The following is a 24,498-nucleotide window of genomic DNA, read 5'->3' on the forward strand; positions in this document are numbered from 1 at the left end:
CGTTAGTCAGGTTGCTCGAGTGATTTGATGTAGTCGTATATCGCCAATTGTGACTGAACCTTACGGCGGTTTCCGCGCGGTACGTAGCGATTACTGAGTTCTTTATCGATGAAGCGAGCCTTCACCGTGTCGCTGAACAGGATATCGATAATATCCAGCACCCGTTGCTTAAGACGCGGGTCCAGCAGCGGTGTGGCGACTTCGATGCGATAGTCGATATTCCTGGTCATCCAGTCTGCGGAGGAGAGGTATACCTGCTTGTCGCCACCGTTTTCGAAGATATAAACCCGGTCGTGTTCAAGGTAGCGGTCAACTATGCTTATCACGCGAATATTGTCGCTAATGCCTTCCAGGTTCGGAATCAAAGAGCACATACCGCGAATCAATAGGTTGACTGGCACGCCTGAGCTTGAGGCCGCATAGAGACGATCAACCAGGCCTTTATCGACCAGGTTATTCAGTTTTAGGGTGATACCGGAAGGCTGTCCTTGCTGCGCGTTGGCAATTTCTTTGTCAATCATCGCGTACAGCAAACGACGCGAGTTCTGCGGAGATACCAGCAGATAATCGAACGTCACCGGACGATACGGGTTCTCGATGAAGTTGAACACCCGACGAACCTCGTTGGTAATGCGTGAGTCGGCGGTAAGTAACGAGTAGTCGGTATAGAGACGCGCCGTTTTTTCGTTGAAGTTCCCCGTCCCGATATGCGCATAGCGCACAACTTCATCACCTTCTTTACGCGAGATAAGGAACAATTTGGCGTGAATTTTCAGGCCCGGCGCGGAGAAGATGACGTGAACGCCAGCCTCGGTAAGACGCTTGGCCCAATGAATGTTGGCTTCTTCATCAAAGCGAGCCTGCAACTCCACCACCACGGTGACTTTCTTACCGTTGTGCGCAGCATGGATCATCGAATCAATGATGCGCGAGTCTTTGGCCACACGGTAGATGTTGATTTTTATCGCCAGCACGCTCGGGTCGAAAGAGGCCTGGCGCAACAGCTCAAGAACGTGCTCAAAAGTGTGATACGGATAATATAGCAGCACGTCGCGTTCGCGAACGGCGTCAAAGCCGTTACGAAACTTCTCGTTATCGAACCAGATATGGCGCAAACGCGGTAGCGGTTTGTTCACCAGGTTAGCTTTGCCAACGTTGGGGAAATTAATAAAGTCTTTGAAGTTATGGTAACGCCCGCCGGGAACAATCGAGTCGTAGCGAGAAATAGTCAGCTTTTCACGCAGTACCTCGACCAGCGCATTCGGCATGTCGCGCTGATAGACAAAACGTACAGGCTCTGCGGTCAGACGCTGTTTCAGACTGGACGACATCAGCTCCATCAGGCTCGATTCCATCTCGTGCACCAAATCGTATTCGGCGTCGCGAGTCATTTTCATCGAATAGGCGTTCAGCGCATCGTAATCAAAGAACCCTTTGAAAATGTCGTCAAGGCAGTAGCGTAAGATGTTGTCCAGCAGGATCATCGGTTTGCGACGGCGCGGGGTTTCCGGCGGTAGATTCACAAAACGGGGAACCTTGTCGGAAGGGATTTCCAGCAGCGCGTAGCGGATCGTATCGCCGCGGATAATTTCCACCGCCAGATAGGTGTAGTCATCTTTCAGAAACTGAACTAAATCCGTCTCGCGGTTGATCAGGATCGGTGTAATGTGCTGGCGAAGATATTGTTTGAAGTAGTGGCGTAACCAGCTCTGTTGATTGACCGACAACTGACGTTCATTGATAAGGAAAATCTGGTTGCGCGCCATCTCCAGCAGCAACTCGTTGTACAGGCCGTCAAATTCCTGATCGGCTTTTAATACGCGGGCCTGGATTTTACCTAACAGATGGCGGGAGTGAGAGTTTGAACCCTGTTCTTCGCTAATAATGATTCGGCGCTTCAGTTCGGCGAAACGAACCTTATAAAACTCGTCGAGATTATTGGAATAGATGCCTAAGAAACGCATCCGTTCGATCAACGGGTTTGACTTATCAGCAGCTTCCTGGAGTACACGTTCGTTGAACGCTAACCAGCTGAGTTCTTTCTCGATATATAGCTTTTCCTGACCCATTACCACTTTTACTCCGTTTCATTCACGGGACACTACCGATTTATTATGGCGAGCATTGCTCTCAGATGTCCAACAGTGCCAGAAAAATATGACAATAAACCGTCTGATAGCAAAGAGAAAGGGGGGAGCGTAGATGAATACCGGAGATGTTAACCGGAAAAGGTATTTATGCCTGTAAACCGGATGGTGAGATCCGGTTTACAGGTTGATTTTATTATTCGTCGGCGGCGTAGCCTTGTGGCGGCAGACGAACGCCGTCCAGCCATGCTGCGTTATCACGCATTTTCAGGCGACCATCAGTAAACCAGCTTACCACCAGCGGGTAAATGGTATGTTCCTGGGCCTGGACTCGTGCCGTGACATCATCTTCGCTGTCGCCTTCAAATACCGGAACCTTGGCCTGGAGAATAACCGGTCCGCCGTCCAGTTCATCGGTGACGAAATGGACGGAGGTGCCATGCTCTTCATCGCCGTTTTCCAGAACCTGACGGTGCGTGTGCAGGCCAGGATACTTCGGCAATAAAGACGGGTGGATATTCAGCAATCGTTCAGAATAGTGAGCAACAAACGCCGGACTTAGAATGCGCATATAACCGGCCAGCACCACGACATCGGGGGTATAAGCGTCGATCTCTTGTATCAGTTGCTGGTCGAATGCTTCGCGACTGGCAAACTGGGCGGCTTCCAGCGAGTGTGCAGGAATATTCGCTTCGCGTGCGCGCTCAAGGCCGAACGCATCGGCCTTGTTACTGAATACTGCACGTATGGTGCCATTGATTTTATTCTGTTCGCAGGCATCGATTATCGCCTGCAAATTGCTTCCGTTGCCGGAAATGAGCACCACAATGTTTTTCATTCAATGACCACACGCTGTTCGGAATCAGAAGCTTTGATGATACCGATTTTCCATGCGTTTTCACCTTTCTCATTGAGCAAAGCAAGGGCTTTGTCCACTTCAGAAGCTGGCAGGGCGATAACCATGCCTACGCCGCAGTTAAAGGTGCGATACATCTCATGCTGGCTGACGTTACCCGCCGTTTGCAGCCAGTTGAAGACGGCTGGCCACTGCCATGAAGATTCGTCGATCACAGCCTGCGTGTTGTCTGGCAGAACGCGTGGAATATTTTCCCAGAAACCACCGCCGGTCAGGTGGGCAATGGCATGCACATCAACCTTCTCAATCAATTCCAGAATGGATTTGACATAAATGCGGGTCGGGGCCAGTAAGTGATCGGCCAGCGGCTTGCCTTCAAGCTCGGTGGTTTCCGGGTCACAACCGCTGACTTCAACAATTTTGCGCACCAGAGAGTAGCCGTTGGAGTGCGGACCGCTGGAGCCGAGTGCAATCAGTACGTCGCCGTCAGCCACTTTTGAACCGTCGATGATCTCTGATTTTTCGACGACGCCAACGCAGAAGCCTGCCACGTCGTAATCTTCGCCGTGGTACATCCCCGGCATTTCAGCCGTTTCACCGCCGACAAGCGCACAGCCAGACTGCAGACAGCCTTCGGCAATACCGTTAATGACGCTGGCTGCGGTATCCACATCCAGTTTGCCGGTAGCATAGTAGTCGAGGAAAAACAGCGGCTCAGCGCCCTGAACCACGAGGTCGTTGACGCACATTGCGACGAGGTCAATGCCGATAGTGTCGTGGCGTTTCAGATCCATCGCCAGACGCAGTTTTGTGCCGACGCCATCAGTGCCGGAAACCAGTACCGGTTCACGATATTTTTGCGGCAATGCGCACAGCGCACCGAAGCCACCCAGACCACCCATAACTTCCGGACGACGAGTTTTCTTTACTACGCCTTTGATTCGATCAACCAGAGCATTACCTGCATCAATATCAACACCGGCATCTTTGTAGCTAAGAGAGGTTTTATCGGTCACTGCCTGCTTCCCCACATGTTTACTTGCAGTAAAAGTTAAATTCGGCGCAATTCTAACAGGGAAAGCAAACGTTTGCGAGCCTGCTCTGCATCAAGTTTTATGTGCTGATTTTTTCAGCATTTTACAATCATTTATCTATTTGTTTGAACTGCGCCACGAAAATGAAACCGGGTACAGTCTTGTGCTTGAAACCTGCCTGCTGAATACACAGTATCGTACTGAAACCGGTTTCTGTTTTCTGTTGCGGACCTCACCAACAGCGTTTTGCACAGAGTAATCACGATAGGGGAAGGGTATGTCAGGATTTAAAGCAGATTTTATGTGGGGTGGTGCCGTAGCCGCTCATCAACTGGAAGGTGGCTGGCAGGAAGGTGGAAAAGGAATTAGCGTTGCCGATGTCATGACGGCGGGGGCGCATGGCGTGGCGCGTGAAATCACTGACGGTGTGATTGCCGGTAAAAACTACCCTAACCACGACGCCATCGATTTTTATCACCGCTATAAAGACGACATTAAGCTGTTTGCCGAAATGGGGTTTAAATGTTTTCGCACTTCGATTGCCTGGACGCGTATTTTCCCCTTAGGCGACGAAGCGCAACCCAATGAGGCTGGCCTGCAGTTCTATGATGACCTGTTTGACGAATGCCTGAAATATGGCATTGAACCGGTGATTACGTTGTCGCATTTCGAGATGCCATACCATCTGGTGACGCAATATGGCGGCTGGCGTAACCGCAAACTTATCGATTTCTTTGTCCGTTTTGCCGCAGTGGTTTTTACCCGTTACCAGCACAAAGTGAAGTACTGGATGACGTTTAATGAAATTAACAACCAGGCAAATTATCACGAAGACTTCGCGCCTTTTACTAACTCAGGCCTGAAATATCAGCCCGGTGAAGACCGCGAGCCGGTTATGTACCAGGCGGCGCACTATGAACTGGTGGCAAGCGCGCTGGCGGTAAAGGCTGCGCGTGAGATTAACCCGGCATTGCAGATAGGGTGCATGATTGCCATGTGTCCTATCTATCCACTGACCTGCGCGCCGGACGATATGATGATGGCGATGAACGCCATGCACCGGCGTTACTGGTTTACCGATGTCCATGTGCGCGGCAAATACCCGCAGCATCTTCTCAACTACTTTGCCCGGCGTGGCTTTGATCTTGATATCACCGAGGAAGACCGTCAGGCGCTGACCGAGGGTTGTGTCGATTACATCGGCTTTAGCTACTATATGTCTTTCGCAACGCAGGCCACGGCAGACAACCCACAGTTGGACTACGACGAGTCGAAAAGTCTGGTTTCCAACCCGTACGTGCAGAAATCGGACTGGGGCTGGCAGATTGATCCCGTTGGTCTGCGCTATTCGCTGAACTGGTTCTGGGATCATTACCAACTGCCGCTGTTTATCGTCGAAAACGGCTTTGGTGCGATTGACGTGCAGCAGGCCGACGGATCGGTGGATGATTCCTATCGTATTGACTATATGGCCGCACATATCAGCGAAATGAAAAAAGCGGTAGTGGAAGATGGCGTGGACCTGATGGGTTATACCCCGTGGGGCTGTATTGATTTAGTCTCGGCCGGGACGGGGGAGATGAAAAAACGCTACGGCTTTATCTATGTTGATAAAAATAATGACGGAAGCGGAACGTTAGCACGCTCGCCGAAGAAATCTTTTTCATGGTATCAAAACGTTATCCAGACCAATGCTGAATATCTATAAAATTCATAGTATTGAAAGCCAGCCCCGCCAATAATGCGGGGCTTGTTTTATACTCATCATCCAGACGCAAACGACTTTGGTTGATCCATATCAAGCGTATCCAGTGTTGCGCCAGAGACGAAAAGCGGTATAATCCGGCGATTTTTTTTGTGGTTGCCACTCGTCTGAGGAAAGGAGAAGAGTATGAAGATCGTGGAAGTCAAACACCCACTCGTCAAACACAAGCTGGGACTGATGCGTGAAAACGACATCAGCACTAAACGCTTTCGTGAACTCGCCTCGGAAGTTGGCAGCCTGCTGACTTATGAAGCAACCGCTGGTCTGGAAACCGAAAAGGTGACCATTGAAGGCTGGAATGGTCCGGTTGAAGTTGACCAAATCAAAGGTAAAAAAATCACCGTTGTGCCAATCCTGCGTGCGGGCCTGGGCATGATGGAAGGCGTACTGGAAAACGTTCCGAGCGCGCGTATCAGCGTGGTTGGTATGTACCGTAACGAAGAAACGCTGGAGCCGGTTCCGTACTTCCAGAAGCTGGTATCTAACATCGATGAGCGTATGGCGCTGATCGTTGACCCGATGCTGGCAACCGGCGGTTCCGTTATCGCCACCATCGACCTGCTGAAAAATGCAGGCTGCAACAGCATTAAAGTGCTGGTCCTGGTTGCGGCACCGGAAGGTATCGCGGCACTGGAAAAAGCGCACCCGGATGTTGAGCTGTACACGGCCTCCATCGATCAGGGGTTGAACGAGCACGGATACATTATTCCAGGGCTCGGCGATGCCGGCGATAAGATTTTTGGTACCAAGTAAACGAATAAGTGAAAAGAAGCCGACTTTAAGAGTCGGCTTTTTTTTGAATATAACAACCCAAGGCTAATAACAAACAACACTCAGAGGAAAACACTATGACGCGCCGTGCTATCGGGGTGAGTGAAAGACCGCCGCTTTTACAGACAATCCCGCTTAGTTTGCAGCACCTGTTCGCTATGTTTGGCGCAACGGTTCTGGTGCCAGTCCTGTTCCACATCAACCCGGCTACCGTTCTGCTGTTTAACGGCATTGGTACGTTGCTGTATCTCTTTATCTGTAAAGGTAAAATTCCTGCGTATCTGGGTTCCAGCTTCGCATTTATTTCCCCAGTACTGCTGTTGCTGCCGTTAGGGTATGAAGTGGCGCTGGGTGGTTTCATTATGTGCGGCGTTCTGTTCTGCCTGGTTTCTTTCATCGTTAAGAAAGCAGGAACCGGCTGGCTGGATGTCATGTTCCCTCCTGCGGCGATGGGCGCAATCGTTGCCGTCATCGGTCTGGAGCTGGCTGGCGTCGCTGCGGGCATGGCGGGGTTACTGCCAGCAGAGGGACAATTACCGGATTCAAAAACCATCATCATCTCAATGGTGACGCTGGCGGTTACGGTATTTGGCTCTGTACTGTTCCGCGGTTTTATGGCGATTATCCCGATTCTGATTGGGGTGCTGGCCGGCTACGCGCTCTCCTTCGTGATGGGAGTCGTGGACACCACGCCGATTGCGCAGGCCCACTGGTTTGCTCTGCCAACGTTCTACACGCCGCGCTTTGAATGGGTTGCCATTCTGACCATCCTGCCGGCGGCGCTGGTGGTCATCGCTGAACACGTTGGACACCTGGTGGTAACGGCGAATATCGTGAAAAAAGATTTGATTCGCGATCCTGGCCTGCATCGTTCTATGTTTGCCAACGGCCTGTCTACGGTTATCTCTGGTTTCTTCGGCTCTACGCCGAACACCACGTACGGCGAAAACATTGGCGTAATGGCGATTACCCGTGTTTACAGTACCTGGGTTATCGGCGGCGCGGCAATTTTTGCCATTCTGCTCTCCTGTGTGGGCAAACTGGCGGCGGCGATCCAAATCATTCCACTGCCGGTCATGGGGGGCGTATCGCTGCTGCTGTACGGCGTGATTGGTGCTTCTGGTATTCGCGTACTGATCGAGTCAAAAGTAGACTACAACAAAGCGCAAAACCTGATCCTGACCTCGGTTATTTTGATCATCGGCGTGAGTGGTGCGAAAGTTCACATTGGCGCCGCTGAGCTGAAAGGCATGGCGCTGGCGACCATTGTTGGCGTTTGTCTGAGCCTGATTTTCAAAGTTATCAGCCTGCTGCGTCCGGAAGAAGTCGTGCTTGACGCGGAAGATGCCGACAGTCCGCAACAGTAAATCTCTTACCGGGTGGCGATGCTGCCCGGTTCTATCACGACGTATTTCTGTGTTAAACTCAACGCGATTTTATGAAATCCTGGGTTGAGGTATCTCTGAACACACCGGCACAGCTCTCTTTGCCACTTTATCTTCCTGATGACGAAACTTTCGCAAGTTTCTGGCCGGGGGATAACTCCTCTTTACTGGCTGCACTGCAAAACGTGCTGCGTCAGGACCATAGCGGGTATATTTATCTCTGGTCGCGTGAAGGCGCTGGCCGTAGTCATTTGCTGCATGCAGCTTGTGCGGAACTGTCCGCGCGCGGCGATGCGGTAGGCTATGTGCCGCTCGACAAGCGTACCTGGTTCGTCCCCGAGGTGCTCGACGGTATGGAGCATTTATCGCTGGTATGCATCGATAACATCGAATGTGTGGCCGGGGATTCGCTGTGGGAAATGGCGATCTTTGATCTCTACAACCGCATCCTGGAGTCGGGGAAAACGCGTCTGCTGATCACAGGCGATCGCCCGCCAAGACAGTTGAATCTGGGGTTGCCGGATCTCGCCTCGCGCCTGGACTGGGGACAAATCTACAAGCTGCAGCCGCTTTCCGATGAAGATAAGCTGCAGGCGTTGCAATTACGCGCCAGACTTCGTGGGTTTGAACTGCCGGAAGATGTGGGACGCTTCCTGCTCAAGCGTCTGGATCGAGAAATGCGTACGCTGTTTATGACGTTGGATCAGCTTGATCACGCATCGATCACTGCCCAGCGTAAGCTGACCATTCCATTCGTAAAAGAGATACTGAAGCTGTAAGCGCCGCAGCCGAAAAAACTGCGGCAGGTTCAGGTTAACCGATGATTTCCAGTACCTGCTCCGGCGGGCGTCCAATTCGCGCCTGGCCTTTGGCAACCACAATCGGGCGCTCCATCAATTTCGGGTTTTCCACCATTGCCTGAATCAGCGCATCTTCACTCAGATTTACGTCCGCCAGATTAAGTGACTTATAGAGATCTTCTTTCTTGCGCATCAGCTCGCGCGCGCTGGACATGCCCAGCATCTGCAGCAATTCACGCAGGGTTGTGGCGTCAGCCGGGGTTTCCAGATACAACACCACTTCCGGGTCCACGCCGTTGGATTTCAGTAACTCCAGCGTTTCACGGCTCTTGGAGCAGCGTGGGTTATGGTAGATTTTAATCGCGTCTGACATGACTTCTCCTTGCATAACAATCCTGCCGGATGGCGACCAAAAGACCTTATCTGGCCTACATATCGCCATCCGGCAAGGGTTCGATAATTACATTTTCGTATACGGTTTAAAGCGCTCTTGCAGTTGGCGTAGCTGGTCGATACGGGCATCGTATCTGGCCTGCTGCTGGCTACCCAGCTTGACCTGTGAGCTTGCGCTGCTGAGCATCGAAATCGCCTGATCCAGACGTCCTGCGAGGGCATACCCTTCCGCGCGGGCTGCCAGTTCCTGATCACGGTTGTTCAGGTTGGCTTCCGTTTGCGCTAAAAGATCCCAGCCGTTAGGGTCGTCCTTATGGCTAAACGTATAGCGATTCAGGATGGTCGCTGCCTCTTTGGCTTGCCCGGCCTGTAAATACGCATTTGCCAGGTTGAGCTGCAGTACCGGGTTGGTGCGCAGGTCGCGGGCGTTTTTCAACCGATTAATGGCATCGCTGGTTTTCTTCTGGCCGAGATCGATATCCGTTGCCAGGTCGAGATACCAGGCATTGTTAGCATCTGCCGCCAGCAGCGGTTGCAGTGTTTTACGTGCCTCGTCATATTTACTGGCCTCCATTGCCTGCAATGCCCGGCCATACTGCGCCGCACGTTGCTCACGTATGTTGCCTTTCGACCAGTTACTCAGCAGGTCATCGGTCAGCTGGTTGCGACCAGAGTTGTACATGCCTAAGGTGCGTGCCTTGGCCAGATAAAAATCTTCTGAAGACTGGACGACAGCCGGACGCATTTGGTTGGCGCGGTTACGGGCATCCGACAGACGGCTTTCTGGCAGGGGGTGAGTCAGCAAAATTTCTGGTGGACGCGAAGAGTAACGGGCCTGATCGAGCAATTTTTCCAGAAACGTCGGCATGGCCTGGGGATCGAATCCCGAGCGTTGCAGTACCTGAATACCGATGCGGTCTGCTTCCTGTTCGTTTTGCTGCGTAAAGCTAATCATCCCCTGACGTGTACCCGCCAGCGTACCGGTCAGCGCCGCCATACCCGCTTGCGGGCTGGCCATCGCCAATAAAATTGACCCTAACGCACCCACCCACGTTAGCGGCGCGCTGCGTTTCTGGTCTTCCATTGCACGCGCCAGGTGACGCTGCGTAACGTGGGAAATTTCGTGCGCCATAACCGATGCCAGTTGGCTTTCGTTATCGGAATAGCGGAACAGTGCGGAGTGCAAAACAACGTTGCCGCCAAAGAAAGCAAAGGCGTTGATTTCATCGTTGTTAATCAAAAAGAAGGTGAAGGGCGTTTTTACCGAGTCGGCGTGCGAGACCAGACGCATCCCCAGCGCATTAATGTATTGCGTCAGCAACGGATCGTTAATTAATGGCGCACTGCCGCGCAGCTGGCGTACATAATAATCGCCCATCTGCATTTCCTGTCCTATGGAAAGCGTACTCCCTGCCGAGGTTCCCATATCAGGTAGGGTGTCCGCGGTTTCTGCAAATGCGGGCGCAACCTGACCGATGGTCAGTGCAGCAATGAGGGTAGCAACCAGGTTTTTTTTCAACTGCCTGAACATAACCTCTGTCCTGTATTCTTTTTTGAGATAGCCATTTGACCAATGCCGTGAAGTTTCGTTCACACTCCGCAAGCTTAGGGAGTGTAACTGCGAAACCTGACGATGAACACCCAGGAAAAATGACTTTTCACTTTGCGTAATCCGCTATAAAAAGCGAAGTCTTTTTTGTGACATTTCGATACAATTCGGGATCGCAATCCCGCTATTGGATTCATGGAAGGGTTTTATGCTCGAAATGTTGATGCAATGGTATCGCCGCCGCTTTAGCGACCCCGAAGCCATCGCCTTGCTGATTATTCTGGTTGCCGGTTTTGGCATCCTGTTCTTTTTTAGCGGTCTTCTGGCGCCGCTGCTGGTCGCCATTGTGCTGGCGTACCTGCTCGAATGGCCGACAGTACGGCTGGAACATATTGGTTGTTCACGGCGTTGGGCGACATCGATTGTGTTGGTGGTGTTTGTCGGTATTTTGCTGCTGATGGCGTTTGTGGTAATGCCCGTTGCATGGCAACAGGGGATCTACCTGATCCGCGATATGCCCGGCATGCTCAACAAATTGTCTGATTTTGCCGCCACCTTACCGCGGCGTTATCCGGCGCTGATGGATGCGGGCATTATTGATGCGATGGCGGAGAATATGCGCTCGCGAATGCTCACCATGGGCGATTCGGTGGTGAAATATTCGCTGGCTTCACTGGTCGGATTGCTGACGCTGGCGGTGTATCTGATTCTCGTCCCGTTGATGGTATTCTTCCTGATCAAAGATAAAGGACAAATGCTGAACGCTGTGCGTCGGGTGCTGCCGCGTAATCGCGGACTGGCGGGGCAGGTGTGGAAAGAGATGAACCAGCAAATCACCAACTATATCCGCGGCAAGGTGCTGGAAATGGTGGTGGTTGGCGTGGCGACCTGGCTCGGCTTCCTGCTGTTTGGCCTCAACTATTCGCTGCTGCTGGCGGTGCTGGTAGGCTTCTCCGTGCTGATCCCGTACATCGGCGCTTTCGTGGTCACTATTCCGGTGGTCGGTGTGGCATTGTTCCAGTTCGGGCTTGGCACCGAGTTCTGGAGCTGTTTTGCCGTATACCTGATAATCCAGGCGCTGGACGGTAATTTGCTGGTGCCGGTGCTGTTCTCCGAGGCGGTAAATCTGCATCCGCTGGTGATTATTCTCTCAGTGGTGATATTCGGCGGCCTGTGGGGATTCTGGGGCGTATTCTTTGCGATTCCTCTGGCGACGTTAATCAAAGCGGTAATGCATGCCTGGCCGGATGGTCAGGTCGTTGATGAACCCTAATCTGTTTGCTCCGGCGATGCAATGTCGCCGGAGCCGAACTTGTCTGACCTCTATCCACACATTCTGAATAATCTCCTCTGGTGTCGTTTTTCTCTGCGTTTGTCTTTAACTTGACCCGCGTGATGTCTTTAAGTCACGCAAGGAATAAGGCCAACAGGAGAACAAAATGGATCACAACACACACACGCAGCAGAAGGTGGGATGGGGCGGTTATCTCGCTTTTTTTATTACGATTATTCTTTTTTCCGGCATGTTTGCGAAAAGTACCGAATGGTGGCGAGTCTTTGATTTCACCGTTCTCAACGGTGCGTTTGGGCAGATTAATGCGGCGGGGGACACGGCGGTCTCTTTTCGCGGCACGGGCGGTATGGGCGCAAAAGACGGCTTCTTATTCGCGCTTGAGCTGGCGCCTTCCGTCATTCTTTCACTCGGGATAATTTCCGTCACCGAAGGGCTGGGAGGGTTGCGTGCGGCACAGCAACTGATGACGCCAGTCCTGCGCCCGTTACTCGGTATTCCGGGTATTTGCTCGCTGGCGCTGATTGCGAATTTGCAAAATACCGATGCTGCGGCAGGGATGACTAAAGAAATGGCGGAAGAGGGCATTATCACTGAACAGGAACGTGCCATTTTTGCCTGCTGGCAAACCAGCGGCAGTGCGTGTATTACCAACTATTTTTCCTCGGGTGCTGCGCTGTTTACGATGGTTACCGTTCCGGTGATTACGCCGCTGGCGGTGATCCTTGTCTTCAAATTTGTGGGTGCGAACCTGCTGCGTTTGTGGATTGCGCAGCTGGAAAATCGCCGTACGCAGCAGGAGGCGTGAGATGACAACGCAAGTACGTAAAAACGTCATGGATATGTTTATCGATGGCGCACGGCGCGGATTCACTATTGCAACAACCAGCCTGTTGCCTAACGTGGTAATGGCGTTTGTGATTATTCAGGCGCTGAAGGTGACGGGACTGCTCGAGATTGTCGGGCGGGTATGTGAGCCGGTAATGGCGCTGTGGGGACTGCCGGGGGAATCTGCTACCGTACTGCTGGCGGCGGTGATGAGTATGGGAGGCGGCGTCGGTGTTTGCGCCAGCCTGGTTGTCGCCGGTACGCTTTCGGGACATGATGCTACGGTGCTGTTACCGGCTATCTACCTGATGGGCAATCCGGTGCAAAATGTGGGACGCTGTCTGGGTACCGCGGGGGTCCATCCCCGTTATTACCCGCTTATTATTGCGGTATGCGTAATTAATGCGCTGCTCTCTATTTGGGTTATGCAGGTTATTGCCTGACAAGGAAGGTTATGAACTGTTCCATTCTTAATTTGACGTTGTTCCAGCAGGGACACGTGTACGCGCCGGAAGACTTAGGGCGCCAGGATATACTGGTGTCTGGCAGCAAAATTGTTGCCATCGCACCGTCGATTTCCCCTGACGATTTTCCTGGCTGCGAGTGTATCAATCTTGACGGCGCGATTGTGTGCCCAGGATTTATCGATCAACACGTCCATCTGATTGGCGGCGGCGGAGAAGCGGGGCCGCACACCCGCACGCCGGAAGTGCGCTTGTCGCGGCTGGTTGAAGCTGGCGTCACCTCGGTGGTGGGATTGCTGGGGACAGATGGTATTACCCGTCACCCTGAATCGCTGCTGGCGAAAACCCGCGCGCTGGAATTTGAAGGCATCAGCGCATGGATGCTGACCGGGGCGTATTCTCTGCCTTCCCCGACCATCACCGGCAGTATCGATCGCGATGTGGCGCTGATCGATAAAATCATTGGCGTGAAATGTGCTGTTTCGGACCATCGTTCTTCAGCCCCGGACACCTCGGCGCTGGCAAACATGGCGGCGCAGTCGCGCGTTGGCGGATTGTTAGGGCGCAAGCCGGGGATTAGCGTCTTCCATATGGGCGACAGCCCGCGCATGCTGGAGCCGTTGTACCAGATCCTCGACAGCTGCGATGTACCGATTACCAAGCTGCTGCCCACACACGTCAATCGTGCGGAACCGTTGTTTCAGTCGGCGCTGGAGTATGCCCGCAAAGGCGGTTATATCGACATTACCAGCAGCATTGATGAACCCGTCGACCCGGCCACGGCTATCGCCACGGCACTACGCCAGAACGTGCCGCTGTCGCGTATTACCTTGAGTTCAGACGGCAACGGTAGCCAGCCGGAATTTGATGACTACGGTAATCTTATCGGCATCGGTGTCGCAGGGTTTGAATCACTGGCTGAAACAGTGCGCCAGTTGGTGAAGGTTCATGCCATACCGCTGGAACTGGCGCTGTGTCCGCTGACGCGAACGGTCGCAGAATTTTTGGGACTGGAACATAAAGGGCGTCTGGCGGTGGGATGCGATGCCGACATTCTGGTGCTCAATGATGCGCTTGAAGTTCATCACCTGTGGGCGAAGGGAAAAGCCGTCGTCAGAGAGAAAAAAGCCTGTGTAAAAGGGACGTTTGAATAAACGACGTTGATGCCGGATGGCGGCGTAGACGCCTTATCCGGCTACGGAGTTATGCGGATGGCGGCCTGATAAGACGCGTGGCGTCACCATCAGGCGCTATCTGGCAAAATGTAAATCAGGCGTTCTCTTTCAGCCAGTTCATTACCACGTCGTGGTGGTTGCTGGTTTTGAAGTCATCAAACACATGCTCAATTTTCCCTTCAGCATCAATCAGGAAGCTGATGCGGTGGATGCCATCATAGGTTTTGCCCATAAATGACTTCTCACCCCAGACGCCGAACTGCTCGCAAACCTGGTGATCTTCGTCGGACAGGAGCGTGAAGTTAAGGACTTCTTTCTCCGCGAATCGGGAAAGCTTCTCTGGTTTATCGGTGCTGATTCCCAGCACTTCAACACCTGCTTTTTTTAACTCATCCATGTTATCGCGCAGGCCGCAGGCCTGTACGGTACAGCCGGGTGTCATGGCTTTCGGGTAAAAATAAACCAGAACACGCTGTCCCTGGAAGTCGGTTAAATTTACTTGTTCTCCGTCTTGATCCGGCAAGCTAAATTTCGGTGCGATATCACCGGCTTTCAGTGGGTTCATTACTTAACTCCATCCTGTTCATCATGCTGTGAGTAATTGACGACGTTAATACTGCCTTGCGCATTGAGTTCTGTACAGAGTGCTTTAAACGCATCTTCAATATTTGCCGAATCATGTGACGCAGGACTATGTGCGGTAATTTGAATAAACAGCTGTGCCGCCTTTTCGTTCTCAGCCGGTTGCGTGCGTGAAACCAGTTCCGCAATATTCATTTGGTGGCTGTCAAACAGGGCGGTAAAGCGTTCAATCAAATGCGGAGAATCAGGAACATCGACCTGCACCCATACCGTAGCGGGCATCGCCGGACGGGGGCGTGCGGTCGTGCGCTTCATCACAATCAGTAAATCCAGCTCTGCACCTTTCAACGGCAAGGTTGATTCAATTAGGGTAATGGCATTCCAGGTGCCCGACAGCAACATGATAAACGTGAACTCGTCACCCAGCATGGCCAGTCGGCTGTCTTCGATATTACAGCCGCAACTGCTGACATGACGTGTGATGGTGTTCACAATTCCCGGGCGGTCAGCACCCAGCGCAGTAATGACCAGATAGTGTTGCGATGACGATGTCAAACCTATTCTTCCTTTGAGCGGTGAGGTAATCATAAGGAAAGCATAAAAAAAACATGCATACAACAATCAGAACGGCTCTGGTCGCTTGCTTTTATTGTCGTACCAAACGTACCATTGAGACACTTGTTTGCACAGAGGATGGCCCATGTTCACGGGAAGTATTGTCGCGCTTGTTACGCCGATGGATGAGAAAGGTAAAGTCTGCCGGTCGAGCCTGAAAAAACTGATTGATTATCATGTCGCCAGCGGCACCTCGGCGATCGTTTCGGTTGGCACCACCGGTGAGTCTGCCACCCTGAGTCATGATGAGCATGGCGATGTGGTGATGATGACCCTGGAGCTGGCCGACGGGCGTATTCCGGTGATTGCCGGAACCGGCGCTAATGCGACCGCGGAAGCCATTAGTCTGACGCAGCGTTTCAACGACAGTGGTGTTGTCGGCTGCCTGACGGTGACGCCTTACTACAACCGCCCAACCCAGGAAGGTTTGTTCCAGCATTTCAAAGCCATCGCTGAACATACTGACCTGCCGCAAATTCTGTATAATGTACCGTCCCGTACCGGCTGCGATATGTTGCCGGAAACCGTTGGTCGCCTGGCGAAAGTAAAAAATATTATCGCTATTAAAGAGGCCACGGGGAACTTAAGTCGTGTTCACCAGATCAAAGAGCTGGTTTCAGACGACTTTATTCTGCTCAGCGGTGATGACGCGACCGGACTGGATTTTATGCAGCTCGGTGGTCATGGCGTGATTTCCGTGACGTCTAACGTTGCGGCACGCGATATGGCCGAAATGTGCAAACTGGCGGCAGCCGGGAACTTTGCCGAGGCGCGGGTGATTAACCAGCGTCTGATGCCGTTACACAACAAACTATTTGTCGAACCCAATCCTATCCCAGTGAAATGGGCGTGTAAGGAGTTGGGACTTGTGGCGACCGATACGCTACGTCTGCCGATGACGCCAATCACGGATAATGCTCGTGAAATCGTCAAAGCGGCGCTTAAGCATGCCGGTTTGCTGTAAAGTTTAGGGAGATTTGATGGCTTACTCAGTACAAAAGTCGCGCCTGGCCAAGGTTGCGGGTGTTTCGCTTGTTATGTTGCTCGCGGCCTGTAGTTCTGACTCGCGTTATAAGCGCCAGGTGAGCGGTGATGAATCCTATCTGGAGGCCGCACCGCTTGCTGAGCTTCATGCTCCAGCTGGGATGATTCTGCCGGTTATGTCGGGTGACTATAATATCCCGGTCACCAACGGCAGCGGTGCCGTTGGTAAAGCGCTGGACATTCGCCCGCCGGCTCAGCCGTTAGCATTAGTCACCGGTGCTCGCACTCAGATCGCGGGTGATACGTCGACATTGCTGGTGGAAAATGGTCGTGGCAACACGCTGTGGCCACAGGTCGTTAGCGTCATTCAGTCTAAAAACTACACGATCACCAAACGTGATGATGCCAGCCAAACGTTGACCACCGACTGGGTTAACTGGAACCGTCTGGATGAAGACGAGCAGTACCGTGGACGTTATCAAATCTCGGTTAAACCGCAGGGTTATCAGCAAGCGGTAACGGTGAAACTGATTAACCTCGAGCAGGCGGGTAAACCCGTAGCTGATCCAGCATCAATGCAGCGTTACAGCGCTGAGATGATGAACGTTATCTCCGCAGGTCTGGATAAGAACGCCACTGACGCCGCGAATGCCGCGCAGAACCACTCTGCCGCCACCATGGATGTTCAGAGTGCTGCCGATGACACCGGTTTACCGATGCTGGTGGTACGTGGACCGTTCAACGTGGTATGGCAGCGTCTGCCGGCAGCGCTTGAGAAAGTGGGGATGAAAGTGACCGACAGCACCCGTTCTCAGGGCAGCATCGCCGTGACCTACAAACCACTGTCTGATAGCAACTGGCAGGAGCTGGGCGCAAGCGATCCGGGTCTGGTATCCGGCGACTATAAACTGCAGGTCGGTGATTTAGACAACCGCAGTAGCTTGCAGTTTATCGATCCGAAGGGGCATACCCTGACGCAAAGCCAGAACGACGCGCTGGTCGCCGTCTTCCAGGCAGCGTTCAGTAAGTAAAAATAAAGGGCTGGATAACTCCAGCCCTTTTTTTCTGATATGATACGCAAACGTGTGCGTCGGCAGAAAAACGCAATATTTATCGTTAATTCACACCCAGGAGTAATAAAGATGCAAAAGCAAGCTGAGTTGTATCGTGGTAAAGCGAAGACCGTATACAGCACGGAAAACCCGGACCTGTTGGTGCTCGAATTCCGCAATGATACGTCAGCAGGGGATGGCGCGCGCATTGAACAGTTTGATCGTAAAGGCATGGTGAACAACAAGTTCAACCATTTCATTATGACTAAACTGCAAGAAGCGGGCATTCCTACCCAGATGGAGCGACTGCTTTCCGATACTGAATGTCTGGTGAAAAAACTGGAGATGGTACCGGTTGAATGTGTGGTTCGTAACCGCGCAGCAGGTTCCCTGGTTAAGCGTTTAGGCGTTGAGGAAGGTATTGAACTGAATCCGCCGCTGTTTGATCTGTTCCTGAAAAACGATGCTATGCACGATCCAATGATTAACGATTCCTATTGCGAAACTTTTGGTTGGGTGAGCAAAGAGAATCTGGCGCGTATGAAAGAGCTGACCTACAAAGCCAACGACGTGCTGAAAAAGATGTTTGATGATGCCGGTCTGATTCTGGTCGACTTCAAACTTGAATTTGGTTTGTATAAAGGTGAAGTGGTCCTGGGCGATGAGTTCTCACCGGACGGCAGCCGTCTGTGGGACAAAGAAACGCTGGATAAAATGGACAAAGATCGCTTCCGCCAGAGCTTGGGCGGCCTGATCGAAGCCTATGAAGCCGTCGCGCATCGTCTGGGTGTGAAGTTAGACTAATCCTCCCCTGAGCCGGCGATCGCTCTCCGGCTCATCAATCCCGCCGATTTTGATTACTGTTTCTTATGGTAATCCTGTTCCGAACCGCCTACGATCATCATCATAATGAATAAAAAGTTGAGGTGATTATGCGCTGGCAAGGGCGTCGTGAAAGTGACAATGTGGAAGACAGACGAAATAGCTCCGGTGGCGGCCCTTCTATAGGCGGCCCTGGTTTTCGTTTGCCCAGTGGTAAAGGCGGCATCATCCTGCTGATTGTGGTGCTGGTGGCGGGATATTATGGCGTGGATCTCACCGGATTAATGACCGGCCAGCCAGTTTCCCAACAGCAATCATCACACTCCATCAGCCCAAATGATGATGAAGCAGCAAAATTTACCTCGGTGATTCTGGCCACCACGGAAGATACCTGGGGGCAGCAGTTTGAAAAAATGGGCCGGACCTACCAACAGCCGAAGCTGGTAATGTATCGCGGAGCGACGCGTACCGGCTGTGGCGCAGGTCAGTCGGTGATGGGGCCGTTTTACTGCCCGGCGGATGGTACGGTGTATATCGACCTCTCATTTTATGATGACATGAAAAACAAGCTGGGCGCCGATGGTGATTTTGCTCAGGGTTATGTTATCGCCCATGAAGTGGGCCACCACGTGCAGAAACTGCTGGGTATTGAACCGAAAGTTCGCCAGATGCAGCAGAATGCCTCACAGGCTGAAGTGAACCGTCTTTCCGTACGTATGGAACTGCAGGCGGACTGCTTTGCCGGCGTCTGGGGCAACAGTATGCAGCAGCAGGGCGTGCTGGAGTCCGGCGACCTGGCAGAAGCGCTGAACGCCGCTCAGGCCATTGGCGACGATCGCCTGCAGCAGCAGGGACAAGGACGCGTTGTGCCGGACAGCTTTACCCACGGCACTTCTGAGCAGCGGCTTAGCTGGTTCAAACGCGGTTTTGACAGCGGCGATCCGGGACAATGTAATACTTTTGGTAAAGGCATTTAAGCTACTGAGGCAGGGATGTCTGATAATACGGCGCTGAGCGCGTTAACCGAACAGATGGCCCACGAAGGGATCCGTCGTCTGCTGATTATCAGTGGCGAGGGGAACTGGTGTCAGGAGCGGGCATTAGCGCTACGCGACACGTTACCCGGCGACTGGTTATGGGTGGGCGCACCCGCCCCTGCTGAGCCGAACTGTACGCCACAGGCGCTGCAAACGTTATTAGGCCGCGAGTTTCGTCATGCGGTTTTTGACGCCGGGCAGGGATTTGACGCTGCGGCGTTTGCCGCCTTAAGCGGAACGCTGATCGCCGGGAGCTGGCTGGTTTTGCTGACTCCCCCCTGGTATACCTGGCACACGCATCCTGACGTGGATTCACTGCGCTGGAGCGACTGTGCTGAACCTATCCCAACACCACACTTTGTTGAACATGTCAAACGGGTGATTTCCCGTGACGGACAGGCGCTGCACTGGCAGCAGCATCACGCAGTTTCCAGTCCGCGTTTTCCTGTTCGTGTAGTCTGGCACGCGGCAACCGGTGATCCTCAGCCTGAACAGGCGATGATTTTAACCCAGTTGCTGGATATGCCTCCCGGCGTGGCTGCGGTCACAGCCGCACGTGGCCGGGGTAAATCGGCTCTGGCAGGGCAACTGATAGCACGTATCAACGGGACCGCGATTGTCACCGCGCCTGCTAAAGCGGCAACGGATGTGCTGGCGCAATTTGCCGCAGAGCGATACCGCTTTATGGCTCCGGATGCGCTGTTAAGCAGTTCTGCAACCGCAGACTGGCTGGTTGTGGATGAAGCCGCCGCGATCCCCGCGCCGCTGCTACACCAACTGGTTGCGCGTTTCCCTCGTACGCTGTTAACCACCACCGTACAGGGCTACGAGGGAACCGGCAGAGGCTTTTTGCTGAAATTTTGCGCCCGCTTTCCCCATCTTCGACGCTATGAGTTGCAACAACCCGTGCGCTGGGCGCAGGGATGTCCGCTGGAGAAAATCGTCAGCGATGCGCTGGTGTTTGACGACGAAACCTTTGCGCATGCCCCCTTGGGGGAGCTTAACTTCTCGGCATTTGATCAACTCTCATGGCAGACAAACCCGGCGCTACCGTTAGCGGTATATCAGCTACTTTCCGGTGCGCATTATCGCACCTCGCCACTGGATCTGCGGCGAATGATGGACGCGCCGGGTCAGCATTTTCTTCAGGCTTCGGCTGCTGACTCGGTGGCGGGAGCCGTCTGGCTGGTCGACGAGGGGGGATTATCCGCAGAATTAAGCCAGGCCGTCTGGGCCGGATATCGCCGACCAAGAGGAAATCTGGTTGCGCAGTCACTGGCGGCGCACGGCGGAGACCCATTGGCGGCCACGCTCGTCGGGCGGCGGGTCAGTCGAATTGCGGTTCATCCCGCGCGTCAAAGGGAAGGTATTGGGCAACAGCTGATTCTGCAGGCCCGGCACTATTGCACGCAGTGCGACTATCTGTCCGTCAGCTTTGGTTATACGGCTGAATTATGGCGTTTCTGGCAGCGCTGCGGTTTTGTCCTGGTACGGATGGGTAATCATCGGGAAGCCAGCAGCGGCTGTTATACCGCTATGGCGGTGCTGCCCATCAGCGAAGCGGGAAAACGCCTTGCCTGGCGGGCGCACCAGCGCCTGCGACGGGATGCGGAGATTCTTGCTCAGTGGAACGCAGAGCGCATTCCGCTGGTACCACTGAAAGAGACTACGCTTAATGAGGATGACTGGGGTGAGCTGGCTGGGTTTGCTTTCGCGCATCGACCATTACTGACATCATTAGGTTGTCTGAGTCGTTTGCTTGAGCACAGCGAGTTGCCTCTTCCGGCATTACGCGGGCGTATACAGGCTCAACGCAGCGATGCTGAATTGTGCCAACAGCTGAAAATATCGGGTCGCAAAGCGCTGTTGGCAGTTCAGCGCGCCGAGGCGGCGCAGGCCTTAAAACAGCTGGATGCTGAGCGTGAACAACGGCTACATAATCGCATTATGCAATGGCAATTTTTTCACTAACTTCTTCAATTTCCTGGCATGGTCATTGCGGTTAAGCGGCGTAGAATGATTCTCATCAGTTAAGGAGATCGCCATGAAACATGACCATTTTGTTGTTCAAAGTCCCGATAAACCCGCTCAACAGCTCTTGTTGCTGTTTCATGGCGTCGGCGATAACCCGGTTGCCATGGGCGAAATTGGCACCTGGTTTGCGCCGCTGTTTCCGGATGCGCTAATCGTCAGCATTGGCGGGGCAGAGCCTTATGGTACGACTTCCGGGCGTCAGTGGTTTTCTGTACAGGGGATAACGGAAGAGAACCGCCAGGCGCGTATTGACGCGATTATGCCGGTCTTTATCGAAACCGTTCGCTACTGGCAGAAGCAAAGCGGCGTTTCGCCTCAGGCGACCGCGCTGATTGGTTTTTCTCAGGGCTCGATTATGTCGCTTGAGAGTATTAAAGCCGAGCCTGGGCTGGCGTCGCGGGTCATCGCCTTTAATGGTCGCTATGCCACGTTGCCGGAGGTTGCAACCACCGCGACGACGGTGCATTTGATTCACGGCGGTGAAGACCGGGTGATTGAGTTATCTCATGCCGTTGCCGCACAGGAGGCGTTAATACGTGCCGGTGGGGATGTGACGCTGGATATCGTCGAAAATCTGGGGCACGCCATTGATGAACGCAGTATGCAGTTTGCGCTCGACCACCTGCGTTTTACCGTACCGAAGCACTACTTTGATGAAGCGCTGAGCGGCGGTAAGCCTCACGATGATGATGTGATTGAGATGATTTAACCCGCAGGCCGGATGGCGATGTGAAACCGCCATTCGGCCTACGTTGGCTTATTTCTTCGGTTGATCCTTGTTTGGCCAATCGTCGTCGTCATCCCATTTATCGTTAAAATCACGATGCGGGGGAAGCTCCGGCTTATTGGCAAGAAATTTCTTGTGGTCGACGCGCTTGAGATCTTTAATCACGTTCAGCAATACGCCTACCAGAAACACCAACACTAGAATCCACCAGTATTTTGCCAGCCAGTCCATGCTCATTTCCTCTTACAGGAACACTCATCAGGCGACGAGTTGCTCCATGATACGTTGATACATACGGGCAAGCAGCTGCAGGTCGGCGGCATTAACACATTCATTAATTTTATGAATGGTCGCGTTGACCGGCCCCAGTTCTACTACCTGTGCCCCCATGCGGGCAATAAAACGCCCGTCGGACGTCCCGCCTGTAGTCAGTAACTGCGGTTTAATCTCATTATAGTGCTCAATGGCGTTCACCACCGCATCCACCAGTTTACCGCGTGCGGTCAGGAACGGCTGACCGGAAAGCCACCAGTCGACGGTATAACGCAACTGATGTTTCTCCAGCAGTTCCAGCACCCGGGACTTAATCATTTCATCGTTTAATTCGGTGCTGAAACGGAAGTTGAACTGGATAAACAGTTCGCCGGGAATAACATTGTTGCTGCCGGTTCCTGCCTGAATATTGGCAATCTGCATGCTGGTCGCCGGGAAGAATTCGTTGCCCTGATCCCACTCAATCGCCACCAGTTCATTGAGCATTGGCGCCGCGCGGTGTACCGGGTTATCGGCCAGATGCGGGTAGGCTACGTGGCCCTGCACGCCGTGAATGGTCAGATTGCAGGTCAGTGAACCACGACGCCCATTTTTCACCACGTCGCCAACGATTTCCGTACTGGACGGCTCGCCAACCAGACAATAATCCAGTCGTTCATTGCGCGCTATAAGTGCTTCAACCACTTTTACGGTGCCGTTTTGGGCGCTGGCCTCTTCGTCAGAGGTTATCAAAAACGCCAGACGACCCTGATGGTTCGGATGCTGGGCGACAAAACGTTCTGCGGCCACGACCATTGCCGCCAGTGAGCCTTTCATATCGGCTGCGCCACGCCCGAACAACATGCCATCGCGAATGGTCGGTTCGAACGGTGGATTAATCCAACGATCGACATCGCCGACAGGCACTACGTCAGTGTGACCGGCAAATGCCAGAGTCTCACCTTTGCCGCGCCATGCCCAAAAATTCTGTGTGTCACCAAAATCCATACGCTCAACGGTAAAACCTACCGCGCGCAGGCGTTCAATCATTAACGCCTGGCACCCGGCATCATCCGGGCTCAGGGAAGGACGGCGAATAAGCTGCTGTGTCAGCTCAATAACCGGGCACGACATAGACTATACCTCATTAAAAAACTGCGTATAACTGGATTCACTAAAGCCAAGCAGCATAGGCTTACCCGGCGCGCAGAGCAATGGGCGTTTGATAATTGCAGGCATTTCAATCATCAATGCAGCAGCAGAGGACGCATCGGTGATTTGGTTACGTGTGGCTTCATCCAGTTTGCGCCAGGTGGTTCCACGTGTATTGAGCAGCGCCTCCCAACCTAATTCGCTGATAAAGGCGTGTAATAACGCATTGTCCAGGCCGTCGACGCGATAATCATGGAAGCGGTAGTCGACCCCATTGTCTTCCAGCCAGCGTCTGGCTTTTTTAATCGTATCGCAATTCTTAATGCCGTAGAGGGTGATCATTTGAATCCTTATTGACGTAATTTGAATATTTATTCTCGTGTTCTATAAACATGAATAATACATATTGTCATCGAACCGTTATAGAAAAATATAACATTGTTGTTGAATGGTGAATAATGATTCCTGAAAGTTCCAAAATTCACGGGAAACTGAAAATCAGAATTTGCCTGTTTGCATCAGCCTGTTTTTCCATCAGAATTGCCAAAGTCGTAGATGATGTATGAATATTTCAAAATATTGCAGTAAGTCACATAAAATTTATGGGGTTAGCGCATAGTGATTACATATACCCCCGAACACTGGAGGATGTAATCGCAACCATTGGTTAAATGATCTTCTTTTTATGATGATGATTTCGTAGAATGCCCATAATAATAAGAGAGGTTGTTATGATTGAACGTGAACTGGGGAACTGGAAAGACTTTATCGAAGTGATGCTTCGTAAATAATTTTCTGGAAGAAATTCATATCCTGCAAAGGATAATAAAAGGCGACTCAACG

Annotated in this window: 25 protein-coding genes; 15 read left to right on the forward strand and 10 right to left on the reverse strand. The window is 52.6% G+C overall.

Annotated features, from left to right (window positions below; genetic code table 11):
* Nucleotides 1-2: 2 nt before the first annotated feature.
* The 3 genes from ppk1 to purM form a co-directional block, all read right to left on the reverse strand.
* Complete coding sequence (ppk1, locus tag HV037_RS07170; protein WP_003835119.1) at nt 3-2,069, reverse strand: polyphosphate kinase 1; 2,067 nt, start codon at nt 2,067-2,069, stop codon at nt 3-5.
* A 214-nt stretch (nt 2,070-2,283) separates the two neighbouring features.
* Nucleotides 2,284-2,925: a phosphoribosylglycinamide formyltransferase gene (purN, locus tag HV037_RS07175; RefSeq protein WP_047416415.1), complete on the reverse strand. Its 642-nt coding sequence runs from the start codon at nt 2,923-2,925 to the stop codon at nt 2,284-2,286.
* Nucleotides 2,922-3,959, reverse strand: coding sequence for a phosphoribosylformylglycinamidine cyclo-ligase (gene purM, locus HV037_RS07180; RefSeq protein ID WP_019077369.1), 1,038 nt, complete (start codon nt 3,957-3,959; stop codon nt 2,922-2,924). The genes purN and purM overlap by 4 nt, the downstream gene beginning before the upstream one ends.
* 295 nt (nt 3,960-4,254) lie before the next feature.
* Here purM and HV037_RS07185 point away from each other — a divergent pair, with 295 nt between their 5' ends.
* The 4 genes from HV037_RS07185 (at nt 4,255) to HV037_RS07200 (ending at nt 8,677) form a co-directional block, all read left to right on the forward strand.
* Nucleotides 4,255-5,685: a 6-phospho-beta-glucosidase gene (locus tag HV037_RS07185; protein ID WP_019077368.1), complete on the forward strand. Its 1,431-nt coding sequence runs from the start codon at nt 4,255-4,257 to the stop codon at nt 5,683-5,685.
* A 183-nt stretch (nt 5,686-5,868) separates the two neighbouring features.
* Nucleotides 5,869-6,495 (forward strand): uracil phosphoribosyltransferase, encoded by a 627-nt coding sequence (upp, locus tag HV037_RS07190; RefSeq protein WP_103284105.1) that lies wholly within the window; start codon nt 5,869-5,871, stop codon nt 6,493-6,495.
* A 95-nt stretch (nt 6,496-6,590) separates the two neighbouring features.
* Nucleotides 6,591-7,880, forward strand: a complete 1,290-nt coding sequence (gene uraA, locus HV037_RS07195; protein ID WP_016157119.1) for a uracil permease — start codon at nt 6,591-6,593, stop codon at nt 7,878-7,880.
* Between the two features lie 95 nt (nt 7,881-7,975).
* Nucleotides 7,976-8,677 carry a DnaA inactivator Hda gene (locus HV037_RS07200; RefSeq protein WP_200049399.1) on the forward strand — a complete coding sequence of 234 codons (702 nt, stop codon included), beginning with the start codon at nt 7,976-7,978 and terminating at the stop codon, nt 8,675-8,677.
* Between the two features lie 34 nt (nt 8,678-8,711).
* Here the strand turns inward: HV037_RS07200 and arsC are convergent, their stop codons facing one another.
* Together arsC and bepA are read right to left on the reverse strand one after the other, a co-directional pair.
* Nucleotides 8,712-9,071: an arsenate reductase (glutaredoxin) gene (gene arsC, locus HV037_RS07205; protein ID WP_103284104.1), complete on the reverse strand. Its 360-nt coding sequence runs from the start codon at nt 9,069-9,071 to the stop codon at nt 8,712-8,714.
* An 87-nt stretch (nt 9,072-9,158) separates the two neighbouring features.
* The gene (bepA, locus tag HV037_RS07210; RefSeq protein ID WP_075847663.1) at nt 9,159-10,622 is read right to left on the reverse strand and encodes a beta-barrel assembly-enhancing protease; all 1,464 of its coding nucleotides are present in this window, start codon (nt 10,620-10,622) and stop codon (nt 9,159-9,161) included.
* A gap of 226 nt (nt 10,623-10,848) precedes the next feature.
* Between bepA and HV037_RS07215 the strand changes: the two genes are divergently transcribed.
* From HV037_RS07215 to iadA, 4 genes are all read left to right on the forward strand, one after another.
* A complete protein-coding gene (locus HV037_RS07215) occupies nt 10,849-11,913 on the forward strand; it encodes an AI-2E family transporter (protein ID WP_016153975.1) in 1,065 nt (354 codons plus the stop codon).
* A 166-nt stretch (nt 11,914-12,079) separates the two neighbouring features.
* Nucleotides 12,080-12,739 carry a nucleoside recognition domain-containing protein gene (locus tag HV037_RS07220; RefSeq protein WP_103284103.1) on the forward strand — a complete coding sequence of 220 codons (660 nt, stop codon included), beginning with the start codon at nt 12,080-12,082 and terminating at the stop codon, nt 12,737-12,739.
* Between the two features lies 1 nt (nt 12,740).
* Nucleotides 12,741-13,202 carry a YjiG family protein gene (locus HV037_RS07225; protein WP_003037948.1) on the forward strand — a complete coding sequence of 154 codons (462 nt, stop codon included), beginning with the start codon at nt 12,741-12,743 and terminating at the stop codon, nt 13,200-13,202.
* An 11-nt stretch (nt 13,203-13,213) separates the two neighbouring features.
* The gene (gene iadA / locus HV037_RS07230; RefSeq protein ID WP_103284102.1) at nt 13,214-14,377 is read left to right on the forward strand and encodes a beta-aspartyl-peptidase; all 1,164 of its coding nucleotides are present in this window, start codon (nt 13,214-13,216) and stop codon (nt 14,375-14,377) included.
* A 115-nt stretch (nt 14,378-14,492) separates the two neighbouring features.
* Here iadA and bcp read toward each other — a convergent pair whose 3' ends face one another.
* Nucleotides 14,493-14,963, reverse strand: a complete 471-nt coding sequence (gene bcp, locus HV037_RS07235) for a thioredoxin-dependent thiol peroxidase (protein WP_003835095.1) — start codon at nt 14,961-14,963, stop codon at nt 14,493-14,495.
* Nucleotides 14,963-15,535: a glycine cleavage system transcriptional repressor gene (locus HV037_RS07240; protein WP_019077363.1), complete on the reverse strand. Its 573-nt coding sequence runs from the start codon at nt 15,533-15,535 to the stop codon at nt 14,963-14,965. The genes bcp and HV037_RS07240 overlap by 1 nt, the downstream gene beginning before the upstream one ends.
* 145 nt (nt 15,536-15,680) lie before the next feature.
* On the opposite strand from HV037_RS07240, the gene dapA reads away from it, so the two are divergent.
* From dapA to ypfH, 6 genes are all read left to right on the forward strand, one after another.
* Nucleotides 15,681-16,559, forward strand: coding sequence for a 4-hydroxy-tetrahydrodipicolinate synthase (gene dapA / locus HV037_RS07245; RefSeq protein WP_016153972.1), 879 nt, complete (start codon nt 15,681-15,683; stop codon nt 16,557-16,559).
* Between the two features lie 16 nt (nt 16,560-16,575).
* Entirely contained in the window at nt 16,576-17,610 is a 1,035-nt protein-coding gene (gene bamC, locus HV037_RS07250; RefSeq protein WP_103284100.1) for an outer membrane protein assembly factor BamC, read from the forward strand.
* A 111-nt stretch (nt 17,611-17,721) separates the two neighbouring features.
* Nucleotides 17,722-18,435 carry a phosphoribosylaminoimidazolesuccinocarboxamide synthase gene (gene purC / locus HV037_RS07255; protein ID WP_003835086.1) on the forward strand — a complete coding sequence of 238 codons (714 nt, stop codon included), beginning with the start codon at nt 17,722-17,724 and terminating at the stop codon, nt 18,433-18,435.
* Between the two features lie 128 nt (nt 18,436-18,563).
* Entirely contained in the window at nt 18,564-19,430 is an 867-nt protein-coding gene (locus tag HV037_RS07260; protein WP_016153970.1) for a neutral zinc metallopeptidase, read from the forward strand.
* Between the two features lie 15 nt (nt 19,431-19,445).
* Nucleotides 19,446-21,461 carry a GNAT family N-acetyltransferase gene (locus tag HV037_RS07265; protein WP_103284099.1) on the forward strand — a complete coding sequence of 672 codons (2,016 nt, stop codon included), beginning with the start codon at nt 19,446-19,448 and terminating at the stop codon, nt 21,459-21,461.
* Between the two features lie 73 nt (nt 21,462-21,534).
* Nucleotides 21,535-22,233 (forward strand): esterase, encoded by a 699-nt coding sequence (gene ypfH / locus HV037_RS07270; RefSeq protein ID WP_049270071.1) that lies wholly within the window; start codon nt 21,535-21,537, stop codon nt 22,231-22,233.
* A 48-nt stretch (nt 22,234-22,281) separates the two neighbouring features.
* Here the strand turns inward: ypfH and HV037_RS07275 are convergent, their stop codons facing one another.
* Genes HV037_RS07275 through HV037_RS07285 form a run of 3 tightly spaced genes read right to left on the reverse strand, consistent with a single transcriptional unit; the run spans nt 22,282 to nt 23,997 of the window.
* Complete coding sequence (locus HV037_RS07275; protein WP_003835080.1) at nt 22,282-22,482, reverse strand: YpfN family protein; 201 nt, start codon at nt 22,480-22,482, stop codon at nt 22,282-22,284.
* A 27-nt stretch (nt 22,483-22,509) separates the two neighbouring features.
* The gene (gene dapE / locus HV037_RS07280; RefSeq protein ID WP_049270076.1) at nt 22,510-23,637 is read right to left on the reverse strand and encodes a succinyl-diaminopimelate desuccinylase; all 1,128 of its coding nucleotides are present in this window, start codon (nt 23,635-23,637) and stop codon (nt 22,510-22,512) included.
* 3 nt (nt 23,638-23,640) lie between these two features.
* Complete coding sequence (locus tag HV037_RS07285) at nt 23,641-23,997, reverse strand: ArsC family reductase (protein ID WP_016153966.1); 357 nt, start codon at nt 23,995-23,997, stop codon at nt 23,641-23,643.
* A gap of 389 nt (nt 23,998-24,386) precedes the next feature.
* Here HV037_RS07285 and ypfM point away from each other — a divergent pair, with 389 nt between their 5' ends.
* A complete protein-coding gene (ypfM, locus tag HV037_RS07290) occupies nt 24,387-24,446 on the forward strand; it encodes a protein YpfM (RefSeq protein ID WP_001386977.1) in 60 nt (19 codons plus the stop codon).
* The last annotated feature ends 52 nt before the right edge of the window (nt 24,447-24,498 follow it).

Origin of the sequence: Citrobacter sp. RHBSTW-00017, from assembly GCF_013797615.1 — a bacterium.
Taxonomy (GTDB): domain Bacteria; phylum Pseudomonadota; class Gammaproteobacteria; order Enterobacterales; family Enterobacteriaceae; genus Citrobacter; species Citrobacter braakii.